At 56.6% G+C, this 20,938-nt stretch carries 19 protein-coding genes; 9 read left to right on the top strand and 10 right to left on the bottom strand.

Annotated elements, in window-relative coordinates; all coding sequences use genetic code 11:
* Positions 1–343: 343 nt before the first annotated feature.
* Both SPL01S_RS13990 and greB read right to left on the bottom strand, forming a co-directional pair.
* A complete protein-coding gene (locus SPL01S_RS13990) occupies positions 344–2,668 on the bottom strand; it encodes a Tex family protein (protein ID WP_063200631.1) in 2,325 nt (774 codons plus the stop codon).
* Positions 2,669–2,847: 179 nt separating this feature from the next.
* On the bottom strand, positions 2,848–3,321 hold the full coding sequence (gene greB / locus SPL01S_RS13985; protein ID WP_062868933.1) for a transcription elongation factor GreB: 474 nt from the start codon (positions 3,319–3,321) through the stop codon (positions 2,848–2,850).
* A 407-nt stretch (positions 3,322–3,728) separates the two neighbouring features.
* Between greB and ompR the strand changes: the two genes are divergently transcribed.
* Positions 3,729–4,448 (top strand): osmolarity response regulator transcription factor OmpR, encoded by a 720-nt coding sequence (ompR, locus tag SPL01S_RS13980; protein ID WP_004709363.1) that lies wholly within the window; start codon positions 3,729–3,731, stop codon positions 4,446–4,448.
* The gene (envZ, locus tag SPL01S_RS13975) at positions 4,445–5,815 is read left to right on the top strand and encodes a two-component system sensor histidine kinase EnvZ (RefSeq protein WP_063200628.1); all 1,371 of its coding nucleotides are present in this window, start codon (positions 4,445–4,447) and stop codon (positions 5,813–5,815) included. The genes ompR and envZ overlap by 4 nt, the downstream gene beginning before the upstream one ends.
* Before the next feature lie 36 nt (positions 5,816–5,851).
* On the opposite strand, the gene SPL01S_RS13970 is transcribed toward envZ, so the two are convergent.
* The 7 genes from SPL01S_RS13970 to SPL01S_RS13940 form a co-directional block, all read right to left on the bottom strand.
* The gene (locus SPL01S_RS13970; RefSeq protein WP_063200625.1) at positions 5,852–6,331 is read right to left on the bottom strand and encodes a type II toxin-antitoxin system VapC family toxin; all 480 of its coding nucleotides are present in this window, start codon (positions 6,329–6,331) and stop codon (positions 5,852–5,854) included.
* Positions 6,328–6,591, bottom strand: a complete 264-nt coding sequence (locus SPL01S_RS13965; protein WP_037433771.1) for a FitA-like ribbon-helix-helix domain-containing protein — start codon at positions 6,589–6,591, stop codon at positions 6,328–6,330. The genes SPL01S_RS13970 and SPL01S_RS13965 overlap by 4 nt, the downstream gene beginning before the upstream one ends.
* Before the next feature lie 126 nt (positions 6,592–6,717).
* A complete protein-coding gene (gene pckA, locus SPL01S_RS13960) occupies positions 6,718–8,337 on the bottom strand; it encodes a phosphoenolpyruvate carboxykinase (ATP) (RefSeq protein WP_063200622.1) in 1,620 nt (539 codons plus the stop codon).
* 196 nt (positions 8,338–8,533) lie between these two features.
* Complete coding sequence (gene hslO, locus SPL01S_RS13955) at positions 8,534–9,412, bottom strand: Hsp33 family molecular chaperone HslO (RefSeq protein WP_004951344.1); 879 nt, start codon at positions 9,410–9,412, stop codon at positions 8,534–8,536.
* Positions 9,413–9,437: 25 nt separating this feature from the next.
* Positions 9,438–9,845, bottom strand: coding sequence for a ribosome-associated heat shock protein Hsp15 (gene hslR, locus SPL01S_RS13950; RefSeq protein ID WP_004951342.1), 408 nt, complete (start codon positions 9,843–9,845; stop codon positions 9,438–9,440).
* The gene (gene yrfG / locus SPL01S_RS13945) at positions 9,842–10,522 is read right to left on the bottom strand and encodes a GMP/IMP nucleotidase (protein WP_004951339.1); all 681 of its coding nucleotides are present in this window, start codon (positions 10,520–10,522) and stop codon (positions 9,842–9,844) included. The genes hslR and yrfG overlap by 4 nt, the downstream gene beginning before the upstream one ends.
* Positions 10,523–10,618: 96 nt before the next feature.
* Positions 10,619–12,754 carry an intracellular growth attenuator family protein gene (locus SPL01S_RS13940; RefSeq protein WP_063200619.1) on the bottom strand — a complete coding sequence of 712 codons (2,136 nt, stop codon included), beginning with the start codon at positions 12,752–12,754 and terminating at the stop codon, positions 10,619–10,621.
* Positions 12,755–13,213: 459 nt separating this feature from the next.
* Between SPL01S_RS13940 and nudE the strand changes: the two genes are divergently transcribed.
* Positions 13,214–13,768 carry an ADP compounds hydrolase NudE gene (gene nudE / locus SPL01S_RS13935; RefSeq protein ID WP_004951335.1) on the top strand — a complete coding sequence of 185 codons (555 nt, stop codon included), beginning with the start codon at positions 13,214–13,216 and terminating at the stop codon, positions 13,766–13,768.
* Positions 13,769–13,826: 58 nt separating this feature from the next.
* Here the strand turns inward: nudE and mrcA are convergent, their stop codons facing one another.
* Positions 13,827–16,385 carry a peptidoglycan glycosyltransferase/peptidoglycan DD-transpeptidase MrcA gene (gene mrcA / locus SPL01S_RS13930; RefSeq protein ID WP_063200617.1) on the bottom strand — a complete coding sequence of 853 codons (2,559 nt, stop codon included), beginning with the start codon at positions 16,383–16,385 and terminating at the stop codon, positions 13,827–13,829.
* A gap of 122 nt (positions 16,386–16,507) precedes the next feature.
* On the opposite strand from mrcA, the gene pilM reads away from it, so the two are divergent.
* The 6 genes from pilM to aroK all read left to right on the top strand — a co-directional run bounded on the left by pilM (position 16,508) and on the right by aroK (position 20,854).
* Positions 16,508–17,341 (top strand): pilus assembly protein PilM, encoded by an 834-nt coding sequence (gene pilM / locus SPL01S_RS13925; RefSeq protein WP_063200614.1) that lies wholly within the window; start codon positions 16,508–16,510, stop codon positions 17,339–17,341.
* Positions 17,341–17,877, top strand: coding sequence for a PilN domain-containing protein (locus SPL01S_RS13920; protein WP_063200611.1), 537 nt, complete (start codon positions 17,341–17,343; stop codon positions 17,875–17,877). Before pilM ends, SPL01S_RS13920 begins: the two co-directional genes overlap by 1 nt.
* Positions 17,870–18,391 carry a hypothetical protein gene (locus SPL01S_RS13915; protein WP_020439926.1) on the top strand — a complete coding sequence of 174 codons (522 nt, stop codon included), beginning with the start codon at positions 17,870–17,872 and terminating at the stop codon, positions 18,389–18,391. Before SPL01S_RS13920 ends, SPL01S_RS13915 begins: the two co-directional genes overlap by 8 nt.
* Positions 18,384–18,743: a DNA utilization family protein gene (locus tag SPL01S_RS13910; RefSeq protein WP_063200608.1), complete on the top strand. Its 360-nt coding sequence runs from the start codon at positions 18,384–18,386 to the stop codon at positions 18,741–18,743. Before SPL01S_RS13915 ends, SPL01S_RS13910 begins: the two co-directional genes overlap by 8 nt.
* Positions 18,740–19,984 (top strand): DNA uptake porin HofQ, encoded by a 1,245-nt coding sequence (gene hofQ / locus SPL01S_RS13905; protein ID WP_020439924.1) that lies wholly within the window; start codon positions 18,740–18,742, stop codon positions 19,982–19,984. The genes SPL01S_RS13910 and hofQ overlap by 4 nt, the downstream gene beginning before the upstream one ends.
* A gap of 348 nt (positions 19,985–20,332) precedes the next feature.
* On the top strand, positions 20,333–20,854 hold the full coding sequence (gene aroK, locus SPL01S_RS13900) for a shikimate kinase AroK (RefSeq protein ID WP_004391482.1): 522 nt from the start codon (positions 20,333–20,335) through the stop codon (positions 20,852–20,854).
* The last annotated feature ends 84 nt before the right edge of the window (positions 20,855–20,938 follow it).

The raw sequence follows: 20,938 nt of genomic DNA, 5'->3' as shown, positions 1-20,938 counted from the left end.
TTTTAGAGGGTGTGGCGGCGAGCCGGCGTTTATTCGGTAACATCTTGTCTGCGGAATACGAGCGCTAACCATTTGTGTTTCGCCGGGAAATGCCAAAATGAAAACGCCATGTTAATAACGGTGTTAATGAACCGGGATTCGACGTTATTTTCAGGCTTAAAAACCGGGTGTTTATCGCTCAGGAAAAATAAGCGGGTTTATTGAGGCGGGTCAAAAAATAGCGTCGCTATTTTTTGAGAAAGGGCGGAGCCGGCTCCGCCCTGTGTACCTTTGGCCTTTCAGTATGCAGCACTGCGCCAGTGGCCGGGGCGAATGTATTCGCCCCGGCCATGCCGCGCACCTGCTATTTCTTACCGAATGCCGCAGCCAGCGCATCACCCATGGCGCTGTTGCCGGCCGGTGAACTGTTGCGCGGTTTGGCCTTATTGGCCGGCGCGCGGGAGGGGGCATCCTTCGCCGGTGCATTGCCGCCGCCGCGACGTGGCGAACCTTCACCCGGTTGCTCGTCCAGACGCATGCTCAGTGCGATGCGCTTGCGCTGCAGATCCACTTCCATCACCTTCACTTTGACGATGTCGCCGGCTTTCACCACGGTGTGCGGATCTTCGACGAATTTGTCCGCCAGCGAGGAGATATGCACCAGACCGTCCTGATGCACGCCGATATCCACAAAGGCGCCGAAGTTGGTGACGTTAGTGACCGAACCTTCCAAAACCATGCCCGGTTGCAGATCGTTGAGGGTTTCCACACCCTCGGCAAAGGTGGCGGTTTTGAATTCCGGACGCGGATCGCGGCCCGGTTTCTCCAGCTCTTTCAGGATGTCGGTGACCGTCGGTACGCCGAATTTGTCGTCGGTGAAGTCGCTGGCCTTCAGGCTGCGCACCGCCGCCGGGTTGCCCATCAAATCCTGCAGCGCCTGCCGGGTGGCGGCCAGAATGCGTTCGACCACCGGGTAGGTTTCCGGGTGAACGGTTGAGGCATCCAGCGGGTTGTCGCCGTGGTTGATGCGCAGGAAGCCGGCGCACTGTTCAAAGGCTTTCGGCCCCAGGCGGCTGACTTTCAGCAGTTGTTCGCGGTTGCTGAAGCGCCCGTTCTCATCACGCCAGGTGACGATGTTCTGCGCCATCATGCGCGTCAGGCCGGCTACGCGGGTCAGCAACGGCACTGAGGCGGTGTTCAGATCGACGCCGACGGCGTTTACGCAGTCTTCCACCACCGAGTCCAGTTTCTTCGCCAGTTGGCTTTGGCTGACGTCGTGCTGGTACTGGCCGACACCGATGGATTTCGGATCGATTTTGACCAGCTCGGCCAGCGGATCCTGCAAGCGGCGGGCGATGGAAACGGCCCCGCGCAGCGAAACGTCGAGGTTAGGGAATTCCAGCGCCGCCAGTTCGGAGGCGGAATACACCGAGGCGCCCGCTTCGCTGACGATCACCTTCTGCGCTTTGACGTCGCTGAACTGCTGCTGCAATTCAAGGTAAAAACGCTCCGTCTCACGCGACGCTGTGCCGTTGCCGATAGCGACCAGCTCCACTTTGTGTTTGATGCACAGCGCGGCGACGATGGCGGCGGCTTTCGCGGCCTGGCCGGTGTGCGGGTAGACGGTATCGGTGGCAACCAGCTTGCCGGTTGCATCCACCACCGCCACCTTTACCCCGGTGCGCAGACCAGGGTCCAGGCCCATGGTGGCGCGCATGCCGGCCGGTGCGGCCATCAGCAGGTCCTGCATGTTACGGGCGAAAACGTTGATGGCTTCGTCTTCCGCGCGTTCGCGCACCGTGCCCATCAATTCGGTTTCCAGATGCAACAGCACCTTGATGCGCCAGGTCCAGTTGACCACCGCTTTGCGCCAGGCGTCGGCCGGGGCGTTATTCAGGCGCAGGTCGAGGTGGCTGATGATGATTTGCTCCGCCTGGCTTTCGCGCGGGGCTTCTTCAAACTGCGGATCGGCGTTCAGCGCCAGCTGCAGCACGCCTTCGTTACGGCCACGGAACATCGCCAACGCACGGTGTGAAGGCACCTGGGCAATAGGCTCATGGTGATCAAAGTAATCGCGGAACTTGGCGCCGGCTTCTTCTTTGCCTTCCACCACTTTGGACACCAGGTGGGCATGCTTCCACAGGTAGTTACGTACCTTGGCCAGCAGCGCGGCGTCTTCGGCGAAGCGCTCCATCAGGATGTAACGCGCACCGTCGAGGGCGGCTTTGACATCCGCCACGCCCTTGTCGGCGTCAACGTAGCCTTCGGCCAACTGTTCCGGCTGTTGCTGCGGATCCTGCCACAGGGTGTCGGCCAAGGGTTCCAGACCGGCTTCGATAGCGATTTGGCCACGGGTACGACGTTTGGGTTTGTACGGCAGGTAGAGGTCTTCGAGCTCGGTTTTGCTTTGCGTGGCGTTGATCGCCCCTGCCAGCTGTTCGGTCAGTTTGCCCTGCTCGTCGATCGATTTGAGGATGGTCTGACGGCGGTCTTCCAGTTCACGCAGATAACCCAGGCGGGTTTCCAGCTGGCGCAGTTGGGTGTCGTCCAGGCCCCCGGTGACTTCCTTACGATAGCGTGCGATAAAAGGCACGGTATTACCTTCATCCAGCAGACGGATGGCGGAGTCAACTTGCTCCGGCCGGGCCTGCAGTTCTGTTGCAATAATGCGGCTCAGTGGGTCATTCATAGGTCTGGTATCTGTTGAGAACGGTTAGGAAACAGGGGGACAGTTATACGGATTGATCGGCAAAAATGCCAGTGGCGCTGCCCGTCTTTGCCCGATGCGCCGAGGTTACGCAGGTGGTTGTTGCCGCAAGCTCCGCGGGACAGCGGCCACCTGCGCGGACGCTCGGAAAAAACCGAATCTTACTTCACGTACTCGATCTCATTCACATACCACAGCGCATCGCCCACCGGGGTGTTGACGGTGGCGGCATCCCCCACCTCTTTTTTAAGCAGGGCGCGGGCCATCGGCGAATCGATGGAGATGTAGTCCCGGCGACCAAAAATTTCGTCGTAGCCCACGATGCGAAAGCGCTTGCTCTCGCCATTCTCATTTTCCACTTCCACCCAGGCGCCGAAGAACACCTTGCCTTCCTGTTGCGGCGAATAGTCGACAATCTTCAACTGCTCGAGGCATTTGGTCAGGTAGCGGACGCGGCGATCGATTTCCCGCAATCGTTTTTTGTTGTACTGGTAATCGGCATTTTCACTTCTGTCGCCGAGACTGGCGGCCCAGGTCACTTTCTTGGTGACTTCCGGTCGTTCTTCACGCCAGAGAAAGTCCAGCTCTTGCTTGAGATTGTCGTAACCCTCGCGGGTTATCAGCTGCGTTCTCATTGTTTTCTGCCTTTATGGGGATATCAAAGGTTGCATGACGGTGCTTTGGCTTGGCGTTGCTGGATGCAATAAGCGCTCAATAAAGCATTGGCTCGCAAAATTGCCGACCGCTGACGTTTTTTATCGCCTCGCCTGAGTTACACTGCCGAACCAGCCGCCCGGCTGCAACTTGAAATTCATGGGGCATCGCCCTTGGTCGATTAACGGCGTTATCCCAAATTCAGTCTAAAAATATCGGGATTTTGACGAATGGTCGCCGGCATTTTGATGAAAATTGTTGATAAATGGGCAAAAGAATAAGCTTTGTAACAATTTCGTCTAGAATATATACCATTAAACGCTGTCCGAAATGACAGGGTTTTTTAACAATATTCACGTCAGGCAATAAAGCCTTTGGGAGTAATACAATGCAAGAGAATCATAAGATTCTGGTCGTCGATGATGACATGCGCCTGCGTGCGCTTTTAGAGCGTTATTTAACCGAACAGGGTTTTCAGGTTCGCAGCGTCGCCAACGCTGAGCAAATGGATCGCTTGCTGACTCGTGAATCTTTCCACCTGATGGTGCTGGACCTGATGTTGCCGGGTGAAGATGGGCTGTCCATCTGCCGCCGTCTGCGTAGCCAGAGCAACCCGATGCCGATCATCATGGTGACCGCCAAAGGCGAAGAAGTCGACCGTATCGTTGGGCTGGAAATCGGCGCCGACGACTACATCCCAAAACCTTTCAACCCGCGTGAACTGCTGGCCCGCATCCGTGCGGTATTGCGCCGCCAGGCCAACGAACTGCCAGGCGCGCCTTCGCAGGAAGAAGCGGTGATTGCCTTCGGCAAATTCAAACTGAATCTGGGCACCCGTGAAATGTTCCGCGAAGATGAGCCTATGCCATTGACCAGCGGTGAGTTTGCGGTGCTGAAGGCGTTGGTGAGCCACCCGCGTGAACCGCTTTCGCGCGACAAGCTGATGAACCTGGCACGCGGCCGTGAATACAGCGCGATGGAACGCTCCATCGACGTGCAAATTTCCCGTCTTCGCCGCATGGTTGAAGAAGATCCGGCACATCCACGCTATATCCAGACCGTTTGGGGTCTTGGCTACGTCTTCGTCCCGGACGGCAGCAAGGCATGAGACGATTGCGCTTTTCACCGCGTAGCTCGTTTGCCCGAACCCTGCTGTTGATCGTCACCTTGCTGTTCGTCAGCCTGGTGACGACCTATCTGGTGGTGCTGAACTTCGCCATCCTGCCCAGCTTGCAGCAGTTCAACAAGGTATTGGCCTACGAAGTCCGTATGCTGATGACCGATCGGTTGCAGCTGGAAGATGGCACGCTGTTGGAAGTGCCGCCGGCGTTTCGCCGTGAAATTTACCGCGAGTTGGGGATTTCTCTGTACACCAACTCGGCGGCGGAAGAGAGCGGCCTGCGCTGGGCGCAGCACTACCAATTCCTCAGCCAACAGATGGCGCAGCAGCTCGGCGGGCCGACCGACGTTCGGGTGGAAGTGAACAAGAACTCACCGGTGGTGTGGCTGAAAACCTGGCTGCAACCTGATATCTGGGTACGGGTTCCGCTAACTGAAATTCACCAGGGCGATTTCTCGCCGTTGTTCCGCTATACCCTGGCGATTATGCTGTTGGCTATCGGCGGCGCCTGGCTGTTTATCCGCATCCAGAACCGGCCGCTGGTGGAGCTGGAGCACGCGGCCTTGCAGGTCGGTAAAGGCATTATCCCGCCGCCGCTGCGTGAATACGGCGCTTCGGAAGTGCGTTCGGTGACGCGGGCCTTTAATCAGATGGCATCGGGCGTCAAGCAACTGGCCGACGACCGCACGCTGCTGATGGCCGGCGTTAGCCACGATCTTCGCACGCCGCTGACGCGTATCCGCTTGGCGACCGAGATGATGAGCGCCGAAGATGGCTATCTGGCGGAGTCGATCAATAAAGATATCGAAGAGTGCAACGCCATCATCGAGCAGTTTATCGACTATCTGCGCACCGGCCAGGAGATGCAAACCGAGCTCAGCGATCTGAACTCGATTCTGGGCGAAGTCGTGGCGGCCGAGAGCGGCTATGAGCGGGTGATCGAAACCGCCATTGCGCCGGGTGAACTGATGATGAATGTGCATCCGCTGTCGATTAAGCGTGCGGCGGTGAACATGGTGGTGAATGCGGCGCGTTACGGTAACGGCTGGATCAAGGTCAGTAGCGGGCGTGAACTGCAACGCGGCTGGTTCCAGGTGGAGGACGACGGCCCGGGCATCAAACCTGAAGAACTGAAACATCTGCTGCAGCCCTTTGTCCGCGGCGACAGCGCGCGCAGCACCAGCGGAACCGGGCTTGGCCTGGCTATCGTACAGCGCATTATCGACGGCCATCACGGCGCGTTGGATATCGGCACCAGCGAACGCGGCGGGCTGTTGATCAGGGCTTATATTCCGTTGCCGATGGAGAAAAAAGAGTCGACCAATGGGCATCAGGCGGCGAAAGAGAACGCATGATACCTGCTGACAGAGGGCCGCCTCGCTGCGGCCTCGTCAGGGTTTTCTGCTCATCACGTAGTATTCTGCCGCTTCTTCATGCAGGCGACGGCCGGTAGCGGCCTGCCAAGGATCAATCAACTCAATTCCGCAATGGGCGAAGTCTTTGGTGTTACGAGTAGCTAATGTGGCGCCATAATGCAGGCAAGTGGCAGCTATTTGCGTATCGGGTGTGCTCATTACCCTTCCCAAACGCTGGTTTCTACCCATCAATTCCCCATATCGCATGGCGCAAAGCGCATCAAATGGCAGAATTTGTTCGTCAAACCTTATCTGCATTGCTTCGGTCAGTTTATGTTTTAACTCAAGCTGCCGTTTCCCATCAGGCATGCAGGCGACGCCGCTGAACAGCTCGGCAACGACAATTGCACTCAGATAAAGCTCGTCGTTGTCTTTTTCATTCAGCCATTTGATCACGTTGTAATGTGGGCCGGGACGCAGTGTCTCCGAAATCACGTTAGTGTCGAGAATGATCATGGTTGGTCATCTTCATCGTCAAAGGTGACAATGCGCGGCGGTGTTTTATCGCGCGGTGGGATCTCCAGCTCAACGCCACCCAACTCGGCGAAATGTTGATGCATCCAGGTGCCCAGCCCATAGCGAGGTGGTTTTTTCACCAGAGCCTGTTTCAAAATCATGCGTGCTTCCTCCTCCATGGAGTGGCCGTTTTTCGCTGCCGAAATACGCAGCAATTCCTTTATGTCATCGTCCAGATTTCTGACGGTTATAGTAGCCATTGAAATCTCCTTTGCTGTCAATGATTGCACTGCATTATCATCGCGCTTATCTGGATAAAAAACAACCTTTAGAAATAAAAAAAGGCGTGGAATCCACGCCTTAGCTGAAGCTGTAAAAAGTGAAGGTTACAGTTTTGGACCGGCGCTAACCAGCGCTGCGCCCGCAGGCGTATCGGTATATTTGTCGAAGTTGGTGATAAAACGCTCGGCCAGATCCTGCGCTTTTTCCTGCCACTGCTCAGGGTTGGCGTAGGTAGCGCGTGGATCCAGAATAGCCGGGTTGACGCCCGGCAGTGAGGTCGGCATCGCCAGATCGAAGATTGGCAGAGTGACGGTTTCCGCCTTATCGATTTCACCGTTGAGGATCGCGTCAATAATGCCGCGGGTATCCTTGATGGAGATGCGTTTGCCGGTGCCGTTCCAGCCGGTGTTCACCAGGTAGGCTTGCGCGCCGGCGGCCAGCATGCGTTTTACCAGCACTTCAGCATACTGCGTTGGGTGCAGCGTCAGGAAAGCTGCGCCGAAGCAGGAGGAGAAGGTCGGGGTTGGCTCTGTCACGCCGCGCTCGGTACCGGCCAGCTTGGCGGTGAAACCGGACAGGAAGTGGTACTGAGTCTGGTTCGCGGTCAGGCGAGAGACCGGCGGCAACACGCCGAAGGCGTCCGCAGTCAGGAAGATCACCTTGGTGGCATGACCCGCTTTGGAAACCGGCTTGACGATGTTGTGGATGTGGTAGATCGGGTAGGAAACGCGGGTGTTCTCGGTTTTTGAACCGTCGTTGAAGTCTATGGTGCCGTCTGCCAGCACGGCAACGTTTTCCAGCAACGCATCGCGCTTGATGGCGTGATAGATTTCCGGCTCGGCTTCTTCAGACAACTTGATGGTTTTGGCGTAGCAGCCACCTTCGAAGTTAAATACGCCGTCGTCATCCCAGCCGTGTTCGTCATCGCCAATCAACTGGCGTTTTGGATCGGTGGACAGGGTGGTTTTGCCGGTGCCGGACAGGCCGAAGAACACGGCCACGTCGCCTTTCTCGCCCACGTTGGCCGAGCAGTGCATGGACGCGATGCCTTTCAACGGCAGCAGGTAGTTCATTATCGAGAACATACCCTTTTTCATTTCGCCGCCGTACCAGGTGCCGCCAATCAGCTGCATGCGTTCGGTCAGGTTGAACGCGACGAAGTTTTCCGAGTTCAGACCCTGCTGCTGCCAGTTCGGGTTGGTGCACTTGGCGCCGTTCATCACCACGAAGTCCGGCTCGAAATCCTGCAACTCTTCGTCAGACGGGCGGATGAACATGTTTTTCACGAAGTGTGCCTGCCAGGCTACTTCAGTGATAAAGCGTACTTTCAGGCGGGAGTCGGCGTTGGCGCCGCAGAAAGTATCTACAACAAACAGACGTTTGCCGGAGAGCTGCGTGGTGACCAGCTGTTTCAGGTCTGCCCAGATTTCAGGGCTGAGGGGTTTGTTGTCGTTTTTGCCTTTACCTTGATCGGCCCACCAGACGGTGTCGCGGGTGATGTCGTCACGGACGATGTATTTATCTTTCGGGGAACGGCCGGTAAAAATACCGGTGTCGACGGATACGGCGCCCAACTTGGTCACGACCCCACGTTCAAAACCTTCCAGAGACGGGTCTGTTTCTTCCTTGAACAGCAGTTCATAACTCGGGTTGTAAACGATTTCGCCGGCGTTATGAATGCCATAAGCGGCCAGCTCCTGAGGGGTTATACCTTTAACACGCATGTCACTACTCCTTGGTCACAGAATTTCTGGCGCCAATTGTAGGGATTCAGCAGTGCGTAACCGCGATAGGTATCAAATAATTAACGTTTTAGGCGGTTTTTCGTTACGATCTGAGAGATAGTCCACGGAAAAAAGCAAGCGTGCAAACGGGGAAAACCGGCAGGTGCAGGGTGCACCCGCCGATACGAGGTGTTACTTAGTGCAACTGTTCGCTTTCGCCGGTGTTACCGGTGTACAGCGCTGCAACATCCACGGCGTCAAACACATAGTGATTGCCGCAGTAGTCACAGTGCATATCGATATTGCCGTCCTGCTCCAGCATTTGAGCCACTTCTTCGGCCGGCAGCGTAATCAGTGCGTCAGCGCAGCGCTGGCGTGAACAGGTGCAACGGAAGATCACGTCCTGCGGTTCGTAGAGGGTGACTTCTTCCTGATGGTACAGGCGATACAGCACCTCATTGGCCGGCAGGCCGAACAGTTCTTCGCTTTTCACCGTGTTGGTCAGTTGCACCAGATGATCGAAATCATCGGCATTGCCGTCTTGCGCCGGCAGTACCTGCAACAGCATACCGCCCGCAGCCGGTTTGCCTTCTGACTCGCCGGTACGAATGAACAGGCGGGTTGGCAACTGCTCGGACTGGCGGAAGTAGGCTTCAAGGCATTCGGCCAGAGTTTCGCCTTCCAGCGCGACCACGCCCTGATAGCGTTCGCCTTCGGTAGGCGCGATGGTGATCACCATGACGCCGTTGCCAATCATCTGATGCAGCGTGCTGTCGTCGGCAATGTCGCTTTGCACGCGCGCCACGCCCCGCATTTCCTGGCGATTGTTGCCGTTAATCACCGCCAGCTTCAGTGGACCGTCGCCCTGCACTTGCACGGTGATGTCGCCGTCGAACTTCAGGGTTGCCGTCAGCAGGCTGGTGGCGACCAGCAGTTCACCCAACAGCTTTTGTACCGGTGCCGGGTAGTCGTGATTGTTCAGAACCTGCTGATAGGTTTCGCTGACGGTAACCAGCTCACCGCGCACCGCGTAGTTTTCAAACAGGTAACGGTGCAATTGGTCATGGTTGGACATAGTTTTCTCTCATTGCGGCGAGGGGTTATTCCTGCTCACCAAATTTAAATTTAATCAGGTCGCGCCGCTCCTTCTTGTCCGGACGGCGGTCCGGGTGCGGCATGGTCAACGCATTCATCTTGCGCGCGATCGCCATTTTCTCTCGGTTGGCGATACTGGCCTCGGTTTCCTGATACATTTGCTGCGCCTCGTCGGCGCCGCGCCGTTGGCCGGTGAGGGCCAGCACGATCACCGTGCGTTCTTCATTGCCCTGGCGCAGTCTGATCTCTGCATCGATCTCGACAATTTTGCTCGGCTTGCCGCGCTGTCCGTTGTAATGCACCTTGCCGCCGTCGATCATGTCCCGCGCCAGCGCGCGGGTCTTATAGAAACGAGCCGCCCAGAGCCATTTGTCCAGCCGGACCGCGTCGTCCCGCGTTGCTTTTTCTTTCATCGTTTGCCCTTTTCCAGCGCCGGTATCAACAGGCGGTAGTCGCGCATTGACGGATAGTGCCGGAAGGTTTTCTCCGCCATGCTGGAGTCCGGGTTCTGTACGCCCAGGCAGTAGCGAATGCCAAAACTGCGGGCGGCGTCCAAAATAGGCTCGCCGTCATCGATAAACAGCGTGCGCTGCGGATCAAAACCGGTGTGCTGCTGAACGGCCTGCCACAAACGCTGATCTTCTTTCGGATAACCAAATGTGTGGGTGGAAAGCAATAAATCAAGGTGCTTATCCAAACCGGTATGCTCGATTTTTACCGCCAGGCTGTGCGGATGGGCATTGGTCAGCAAAATAGTCTGATGGCCGGCCGCACGTAAGGCTTGTAAAAAGGGTTCGGTATCCTCGCGCAGACGAGCGCGGTTGCCCACTTCGCTGGTCATGCGATAAATGTCCAGATCGAGCCGTTCGCTCCAGTAATCGAAGCAATACCAATTCATGGTGTGCTGCACCGCCACATATTCCTGATGAATAATCTGGCTTGCTTCGTCGAGCGGGATAGCGCGTTGTTCGCTTAATGCCTGTGGCACGAGACGCAACCAAAAATGGCTGTCGAACTCCAGATCGAGCAGGGTGCCGTCCATATCCAGCAGGACGGTGTCGATCTCATGCCAGTCAAACTCGGGAACCATGAAAACTCCATAGGCGAACCGTCGGCGGTCCGCAGGATAAGGATAATAGCGTTAGCGTAGCATAAGCTGATGACAGGGCCGAAATCGGCGAGTGACTCAGGCCATCGGTCGCAATGACATTGGGGTAAGCTGCGGGTTAAAGCAACTTTCGTAGTAGCGCTGGATATCGGCGATACGGTGCTGGTTGAGACGATAGCGCTGCGCGAACCGCCAGGCGTTGTAACCCAGAATGACCGTGACCGCCAGCAACAGCAGGCTGGTGCCCAGATAGCGCCACAGGGTGATCATATCCGGTTCGCTATGCAGCGCGATGTGGCGGGTGCCGTTGGCGTCGACGCTGATGTTGGTGATGACGCCCTGGGCTTCGAATGGCGTATGCAACAACATGCCGGCAAGGCGTTGCAGTTCATTCCATTGCTCAAGCGCATTGTATTCGTTTAACGGCACTGCCGGCTGCGGGTGGTTCACCAACTGTTTGCCTTCATCGCTGCTGATCAGGAAACCGCCCGGTGGCGGGCTGTTAAGCGCCGCCGCGGCCTGACGGGTTTCGTTGTACACGAACGAGGAGGCGGCAACTTTGGTCAGGCTTTCAAGCGATTCGGCGCTCACCGGCCGCAGCAGGACGTTAACCCCTTGCAGCGAGCCTGATTTTGCGCGTTTCACCAGTGTATTCCAGTTTTTAACGTTGCCCAGGTTCACCAGCGCATTCTTGAGCCGGACACAGTCATTTTCCGCTTGGCACAGATCCTGCGTTTTCAGCACGATACCGGAAAAATCATCCAGCAGTATCATGCCCGACTTTTCAATTGCGCTGGCCAGTTGCGGGTTGAGCTTCTGTTCGGCAACTTCAGGATGCAACTGGGTATTCACCGCCGCCAGCAACGCCGAGGCCTTGTCGATGACTTCCGACTCGGGTTGCGGCAGCGGTGCGGCGGTGTTCCAGTAAATTCCCGAGCAGTCGAAAGGCATGAAGTTGGAGGCGTTCGTGCCGTTGGCCAGCGGTGGCACATAGCACATACCGTTACCCTGGGCTTTCAATTGGTCCCCGATGCGCAAGGTTGTGCCTTCCAACGCTTGCACATTGGTCACCTCAATTTTTTGCGCGCCTTGCAGCCAGGCCGTACTCAGCTTCAGCGGCAGGCTCAGCGGGATGTAGGTCAGCAGTAACACCAGTATCAGCAACGAACTGGCCATCAGAACCGCGTTTTTGCCCCATTGCTGCAGCGGGAAGTTTTTCACCTCATCGTGCAGCGAAAGGAAGCGCCCCTGACGCACCACCTGACGGTTAAGGTAGATATCTACGTCGGTGGTTTTCCCCAGATCCTGGGTGATGTAAGGTTGCCAGTGCGGCGGGTAAATCAAATCGATGATACCGAGCGAGATGTTGCTTATCTGCCCCTGATTGGATTCGCCAAACAGTCCCCAGCGTTTTGGGGTGCCGCGCAGGCAGTGCACTTCTTTCAGTTCACGCGCGGCCGGCTGGCGGAACAGGTTCCAGCAACCCCAGGCGATGGTCAGCACGGCGACGAAAATCATCCAGGGGATGACCAACACCGGGCTTATCAGGCTGAAAAACAGCAATAGCAGGGCGGCGGAGATGATGCCGGCCTCCTTGATGCCGTTCGGGCGATTCAGCGCGTGTTCTTCGGGGGTTTCCTTGCGGATGTTCACCAACTCGATGTGTTCGCTTTCTTCCTTGCGGATCGAGGCGTTTTTGGTTGGCGTTGCCGTCACTACCGGCGGTTGCGGCCGATCGTGGATATGATCTTTCAGCGAATGCCCATTGAGTGAAATGACCAGTGGCAGAGTCTGGGTTTTTATCACTTCCACGTGGTTATCGGCGCTGATGTATTGTTCCCAGAACGGCGGCAGATGCACTTCTTCGGCATCGAGATAATAGCGCCACTTATTGGGTTCATCGCTGGCCAGCCCATAGCGGGTAATGGCGTGGGTGACGGGATAAACGTTATCGCTCTGCGGGGTCAGCGCCAGTTTGGCGGACGGCAGCGACGGGCTGCTGCCGGGCAACAGCTTGTTGCTGAGCATATTCTGCAGGCTGAGGTAGTGCTCAACAGCCATGCGTTCTTCGCCGGACAGTTTGCGGTGCGTGGGTTTGATAAAGGGCAGGGCACGTGTCAGCATCGGCTGATTACGGGCTTTAAACCAAAGATACAGGCCGGCGGCAATCAGGCAGGCAAGCACTAAGGCCAATATCAACACTATTGTGCTCATGCTATCCCCATCTTGCACCCGTGAACCTCACCAACCTGATGAAACGTTGAATATTATACGGAGTAAACGGCCGGCAGGCACTTAGAACAATGAGGGAGGAACAGATTTTCTGTCGTGATCTCATTTATCGATGCAATATATCTGCTCAGTTGCCGTGTCTCCTCTACGCGATGATAGCAACCGGGGGTAGCGGTCGATATCGGCATTATCCTATTTTAATGCTCTCTTTTTGCTGAATGGGTACAGAAAATCGGCGGGTAGCTGGCTAGGCTTGTTAAAAAAAAGTAAATTACAGCTTGTGCTCGTTGCGACAAAGGTTCTCATTAACGCACAATGTGATCAAGATCGAATTTGGTCAGCGTTTGAGCGCATCTGCGCCACGCCAATCATTATTCTGGGTATCCGCGTCATCATCTCTGATGCTGTGGCGCACCGCCGGATAACTCATTTGAGGCAATCATGGATAAACACCTGCAAAAACCTAAAATTCTGAAAGTAGAAACGGTCGCACGTTCGCGTTTATTTAACGTTGAGTCGGTCGATCTGGAGTTCAGTAATGGTGTACGGCGGGTGTATGAACGGATGCGGCCTTCGGAAAGGGAAGCCGTTATGATTGTCCCGGTGATTGGCGACGACCTGCTGCTGATTCGCGAATATGCGGTGGGCACCGAATCTTACGAGCTGGGTTTCCCCAAAGGGTTGATCGACCCGGGTGAAGGCGTGCTGGAGGCGGCCAACCGCGAACTGATGGAAGAGGTGGGTTTTGGCGCCAAACGCTTCGATTTCCTCAGCCAACTGACCATGGCGCCGTCCTATTTTTCCAGCAAAATGAATATCGTGCTGGCGAACGATCTCTATCTGCAGAGCCTGGAAGGCGACGAGCCTGAACCCTTGCCGCAGGTGCGTTGGCCGATAGCCGACATGATGTCATTGCTGGCGGAGCCGGATTTCCGCGAGGCGCGCAATGTCAGTGCACTGTTCCTCACCGAGGCATTTCTGCGCGGCTCGCGCTAGACAGCAATCCCCTATCTCCGTCGATAAAAAAGGGCCAGATTTCTCTGGCCCTTTTCCATTAGAACAGCTCGTGGCTTTCGCCGCCGGGGTCCGTCAACGTAGTGCCGGTATCCCGCGTCGGGTAGCTTGTCGGCTGAGTACCTTCGATAAAGTATTCGGAGCGACTGCCGCCGCCGCCGCCGGAAAGCTTGCCGCTGCTTTTGTCGATGGTGACGCTGATAATACCCGGCGGTGGGGTGACTTTTTGCTCCGGAATGCCTTCCAGCGCGATTTTCATAAAATCATCCCATGCCGGTTGCGCGCTCTTCGCACCGCCTTCACCGCCGGAGATTTGATCTTCGATGGCGCCGGAAGCCGTTGCACGGCCGAGGTCGCGGCGATGATCATCGAAACCAATCCATACCGACGTGACGGTATCGGGGCCATAGCCGGAGAACCAGGCGTCTTTCGAACTGTTGGTGGTCCCGGTTTTACCGCCGATATCATGCCGCTTCAAATCGCGTCCGGCGCGCCAGGCTGTTCCCATCCAACCCGGTTCGCCAAAGATGTTGCTGTTCAACGCATCGTGCATCAGGAACGCCAACTGGGTACTGATGACATGCGGCGCATATTGCTGATCGCCATCCTGCTGCACCTGAGCCGGCGTAACCTGTTCCAGTTGCGGCATAGGTACGTTACCGTTACCGCCTTCCTGCGACGTCGCGACGTTTTCGACGTTATCGTCGGAAAGCACGACGGAACGGTGGGTATCGCCATAAATCACCGGCAGATTGCAGCTGTCGCAGACCACTCTGGGTCTGGTTTCAAACACGGTGTTGCCGGTTTCATCTTCGATTTTGGTGATGAAATACGGATCGACCAGATAACCGCCGTTCGCCAGTACCGCATAACCGCGCACCAGTTGCATCGGGGTGAACGAAGCCGAACCCAGCGCCAGCGATTCGGTGTGCACGATGTTTTGCGCCGGGAAACCGAAACGTTGCAGATATTCCGCCGCGTAGTCGACACCCATTGCACGCATGGCACGCACCATCACTACGTTCTTCGACTGTCCCAACCCCTGACGCAGGCGAATAGGGCCGTCGTAGGTTGGCGGTGAGTTCTTCGGCCGCCAGTCAGTACCGGCACCGGCATCCCAGCGGGTGACCGGCAGATCGTTCAGGATAGTGGCCAGAGTCAGGCCTTTGTCCATCGCCGCGGTGTACAGGAACGGCTTGATGTTGGAGCCGACCTGACGCAGCGCCTGGGTAACGCGGTTGAATTTGCTCTGATTGAAGTCAAACCCGCCGACCAACGCTTTCACGGCGCCATCATTCGGGTTGATCGACACCAACGCCGAGTTGACGTCCGGCACCTGTGACAGCCACCAGCTTTCGTTCACCTTGCGTACCCACACCTGCTGGCCGGCCTGCACCACGTCGGTCACGCGTTTTGGCGTTGGGCCTTGCTGCGTATCGGACTTGAACGGCCGTGCCCAGCGCATGGTGGCCAGTGGCAAGGCAACATTGCTGCCATCGGCCAGCATGGCCGTCGCTTCATCGGCGGTCGCTTTGGTAATCACCGCAGGCGCCAACGGGCCATAATTCGGCAGGTTTTTCAGTGAATCGACGATCTGTTTTTGATCCCAGGCCGCCTCACCCACTTTCCACAGCACGTTGGACGGGCCGCGGTAGCCGTGACGCATGTCATACGCCAGCACGTTGTTACGTACCGACTCCTGCGCCGCCAACTGCAGCTTTTTGGTGACGGTGGTATAGACCTTGTAACCGTCGGTATAGGCGTTCTCACCGTAACGCTTGATCATCTCCTGACGCACCATCTCGGAGAGATAGGGTGCGGAGAAGTTGATTTCCGGCGCATGGTAGTTGGCCACCAGATCTTCGCTACGAGCCTGATCGTACTGAGCCTGGGTGATGTAATGCTCATCCAGCATGCGCGACAGCACCACATTGCGGCGAGCCACGGCGCGATCGTGCGAGTAAAGCGGGTTGAAGGTTGATGGCGCCTTAGGCAAACCGGCGATGGTCGCCATTTCGCTCAAGGTCAGTTGGCTGACGTCTTTGCCGAAGTAGACCTGCGCTGCAGCGCCCACGCCGTAAGCGCGGTAACCCAGGTAGATCTTGTTCAGATACAGCTCGAGGATTTCGTCTTTGGTCAGCATCTGTTCGATGCGTACCGCCAGGAAGGCTTCCTTGATCTTGCGCATCAGGGTGCGTTCCGGGCTTAAAAAGAAGTTTCTCGCCAACTGTTGGGTAATGGTACTCGCCCCCTGTGACGCATGGCCGGAGACCAGTGCAATAGAGGCGGCACGGAAGATACCGACCGGATCGACGCCGTGATGCTCATAGAAACGGCTGTCTTCGGTGGCGATAAACGCATGCACCATGACCGGCGGAATTTGGTTCAGCTTCAGCGGAATACGACGTTTTTCACCGTATTGGGCGATCAGTTCGCCATCGGCGCTGTAAACCTGCATCGGTATCTGCAGCCGTACGTCTTTCAGCGTTGCAACGTCAGGCAGCTGTGGCTCGACATATTTGTACAAGCCAAAAATCGAGGCTGCCCCCAACACGATGCAACACACTGCAAGGATTAGTAAATACTTTACGAACTTCACCTGAGATTTCCCATTTTCATGTCATTTGGGCAGTTTATAAACAACCGCGCGGTAGTATAAAGGCAAGCCTGCAACATGGATATGTTCTTTTATCATCTGACGATATGGAGGTCGGGCGAAATATGTTATCTCAAGCATGGCAGGTGGGGCTGGATATACAAAGTAACCGCATTTGCGCCCTGGCGGCACAGCGCCGCCGCAACGGTTGGCAACTGCGTCACTGGTGGCAGCAAACGCTGCCGCAAGCGGTGCTGCGCGAGGGGTGTCTCGAACAACCCGAGGTACTGACTCACGCACTGCGGCAATGGCGGGTCCAGTTGCCAAGACATATTTGCTTACGCATTGCTTTGCCTGCCCAGCGAGTTTTGCAGCATCTGATGCCGATGCCGGATGCCAGGCTGAAAGAGCCGGCGCGCGGTGATTATATTACCCGTCATGGCCTGAAGCAGTTCCCGCTGGATAGCCAGACATTGGCGCTGGACTACCGCCAATCTCCGCCTGACTCTGCCGCTTTGTTGCTCACCGCCGCGCGCCAGCAAGAGTTGCAGCAGTGGCTGCATTGTTTGCGTCAGGCCAATTTACGGCCGCAGGTGGTCGACATCACTCCTTGTGCCTTGCACATGATGGCATTTGCCGCAGGCGTACCGGCTGAAGCCGGTTTGCTGCACCGCCTCGATCGGGAGTGGCTGTGGACCGCTCCGCGCCGCGCGGCCTTTGCCTATGGCATTTTGCCGGAGGGCGAGGCAAGCCAGGCGATGGCGGCGATGCATGCAGCCTGCCCGTCAATCGGTGAGCAGCCGATTTATTACAGCAGCGTGGTGGACGAGCCGCCTCCTCAGGGGTGTTTGCCATGGTCACCGTTCAGCGCGTTCAACCAATTGCGGCCCCCGTTACCCCGATTGCCGGGGGCATTTGTGTTGGCCGGGGGGCTGGCGCTGCGCAGCGGGGACAACTGATGTATCAGGTCAACCTTCTGCCCTGGCGCAGGCTGGCCCAGCGCCGCCGCTGTGCCTTCTGGTTACGAATTTTCGTCTTGCAACTGACGTTGATGCTGGCGGCAATGGCGGTTGTTTTTGGCCTGATGAGTCATCAACAAACACAGCGGCATGAGGCTTTGTCGACGCTGTCCCGGCAACAGGCGGCGTTGGCGGAACGCTATCAGCAACTCCAGCAGGCGATGGCGCGTTTGGCTCGCTTAACCGCGCAGGTGGATCAGCAGGAGAAGAACCAGGCGCACAACCGGCGTTATCTGCAGCTGTTACAGCAGTTCGCGGTCATTCTTCCAGCGCCGATGTGGCTTACCTCGTTGGAAAGCAACGCAGAACATATCACGCTGCGGGGCCTCAGCCGCCGATATGGGGCTGTCGTCCAGTTTGAGCGGCAACTGGCGGCACTGCCGCTATTGCTGCGCTGCCGGTTGGCGGACGTGGTACAGCGCCAGGATGGCCTGTTCTCATTCACTCTGATGGCGCAATGGGGGCTGAATGGATAAGCCGTTGCCACTCTGGACAAGGTACTGGCTGAACCTGCCGGGTTGGAAGCTGCTGGTTGCGCAGGGGGTGGTGTTGGGCTGCCTGGCTTTGCTGCTCGGCATGCTTTTTCTGCACGGGAAATGGCAGCAGGGGGAGCGCACATTGGCGGAGCAACAGCGTCTGATTGAGCAGATTGAGCCGTTAAGACAGCAGTTGGCCCAGATGCCAACGTTGGAGGAGATTAATCTTCGTCTGCAGCAGAACGCGCTCAAGCCCGTCGCCCAGGGTGATTTGACGCAAGTGCTGCCGTTGGCGGGCGCTGCATTGCAACGCTGGCAGCAGCAGGAGAAATCGCAGCGTCAAACCCTGAGCCTGAACATTCATTACGGCGGTTTATTGCGGCTGCTGGAGGCGTTGCCTCCCGCATTTCGCATCGATCAAATAACCCTTGAAGCACAGGCTGACGATCTGACGGTGCACTTCGTTTTACACGACGCGCCGGCAGACGCCGCTCCGGTAAATGCGGATGAATAAAGGTTATGGGGTTTGGTGGCTGTTGCTGCCGTGGGCGTTGATGGCGCAACCGCGCAATCCCTTTATGCCGCCACCCGTGTCTGACTGCCTGACGCAGAGAGAATCGCCGGCAAACTGGCTTTTGAAGGGGACCGTCGGGCAGGCAGCGTCGCGCCATGCCTGGGTGGTCACGCCCGCAGGGCAGTGGCTGCGTTTAGAGCCGCGGCAAAGCCTGCTGGGGGGGCGCTGGCGAGTGGAACAGGTGTTTGAGGGGCGGCTGGTGTTGAAAGCGGGTCCTGAAGATCCGGCTTGTCCGGCGGCTGACAATGCCCTGGTGCTGACATTGGGAAACCATAAGGAAGAAAAAAAATGAAAGGAGGCATTTGGCTGGGCGCGGTGCTGTGGGGTATTGCTGCTTCCGGCATGGCGACACAGAACAAGGAGCCGATATCGATGGCGTTTCAGGACGCGCCGGTAACCCTGGTATTGCAGGCGCTGGCGGATTATCAGCAACTCAATGTGGTCACCGCGACTGGCGTGGGCGGCAACCTGACGTTGCGGTTGGATAATGTGTCCTGGCAGCAAGCGCTGGCGGTGATCCTGCGTATGGGAAAGCTGTCGATGACGCTGGAAGGCAACGTCATGATGGTGTTTCCCGAACCGGATGAACAGGAGAAACAGCGGCAACAGTTGGCTTTGGCGCAAAAGCAGCCGTTGGAAAGCGTAACCCTGACGTTAAATCATGCCGATGCGGTTGAGATTGCCGAAAATCTGAATGCCCAGGGCAGTATTTTGCTGAGCGAGCGCGGCAGCGTGGTGGCGGATAAACGCACTAACGCGCTGCTGATCCGCGATACTGCCCCAATCGTGGCGTTATTAACCAAGCGCATTGCGGAAATGGATGCGCCGTTGGCGCAGGTACAGCTGGCGGCGCATATTGTCACCATTAACAGTGAAAGTTTGCGCGAACTCGGCGTGCGTTGGGGCTTGGCCCCGGATGAAGGTGCTGCAAAGCCATTGCGGATGGGGGATTTTAACGTGAGCTTGCCGCTGGAACGCAGCGCGGTCAACGCCGGTTTCCACCTGGCGCGCATCGGCGGACGGCTGCTGGATCTGGAGCTAATGGCACTGGAGCAGGAGAACCGGGTTGAAATCATCGCCAGCCCGCGCTTGCTGACCGCGCATCAGCAAACCGCCAGCATTAAACAGGGTACGGAAATCCCGTATGAGGTGAAGAGCGGCAGCAGCGGGGCGACATCGATGGAGTTCAAGGAGGCTGTATTGGGCATGGAGGTGACGCCGAAAATTTTGCCGAACGGCCGCATTACGCTGACGCTGCAAATCAGCCAGAACATGCCCGGGCGTTCCATCAGCCGGGCGGATGGCGAGGCGCTGGCGATCGATAAGCAGGAGATCAAAACCCAGGTGACGGTGAAAGACGGTGAAACCATTGTATTGGGCGGCGTATTTCAGCGCCAGAGCGCTCAGGGGGCGGACAAGGTACCGGGGCTCGGGGATATTCCACTGCTGGGTTCCTTGTTCAAACAGAGCACCAAACAGCATAAACGACGTGAGCTGGTGATATTCATTACTCCGACATTGATTAAGGCATGAGCAGCAAGCTGTCAGGTTCGGTGGAAATCGCCTAAAGTTGATGAGCAGATGCACTTTTTTCTCACCTTGGGGGCATCTGCGTTTGACGCTGCGGCCGATTTAGCTTACAAGGGTTACCGAATTGAGCACCGAGGTTTTTTGTTAACGCCAAGACGCCGTTAAAAACGTATGGTTTCCCTCCTGCGGCGTGGATTGCGATTTATTCGGTTGCCAAACTACCAAGAGTGTTGAGATAATTTTCCGTCTGATCTCGCACTATCGCTCATGAGGTTTCAGTTTAGGTCCCGCCGCTGATTTGATTGGCGGGGCGGGTTAACATTAACGAATAGTCTTAGTAATACCAAAAACATGGCAGAGAAACGCAATATCTTTCTGGTTGGGCCTATGGGTGCCGGCAAAAGCACTATTGGCCGTCAGTTAGCTCAGCAACTCAATATGGAGTTCTTCGACTCCGATCAAGAAATTGAGCGACGTACCGGAGCTGACGTGGGCTGGGTATTCGACGTGGAAGGTGAAGAAGGTTTCCGCGATCGTGAAGAAAAAGTCATTAATGAACTGACGGAAAAGCAAGGGATTGTGCTGGCTACCGGCGGTGGTTCGGTTAAATCGCGTGAAACGCGTAACCGTCTGTCGGCGCGTGGTGTCGTGGTTTATTTGGAAACCACCATCGAGAAGCAGTTGGCCCGCACTCAGCGCGACAAAAAGCGTCCGTTGTTGCAGGTTGATTCTCCTCCGCGCGAAGTGCTGGAAGCGTTGGCGAAAGAGCGCAATCCGTTATACGAAGAAATTGCAGATGTCACCATCCGCACCGACGATCAAAGCGCTAAAGTGGTTGCCAACCAGATTATCAATATGCTGGAAAGCAACTGATTGCGGTTTCCGTGTTCGCCACGGCAAATGCGGAAAGACTGATTGTGTTCCCCGCAACAGCGGGGATAAACCACACATTGAGAA

It is taken from the genome of Serratia plymuthica NBRC 102599 (genome assembly GCF_001590925.1).
GTDB classification, from domain to species: domain Bacteria; phylum Pseudomonadota; class Gammaproteobacteria; order Enterobacterales; family Enterobacteriaceae; genus Serratia; species Serratia plymuthica.
The sequence above is the reverse complement of the archived record's forward strand: the minus strand, read 5'-3'. Positions and strand labels throughout refer to the sequence as shown.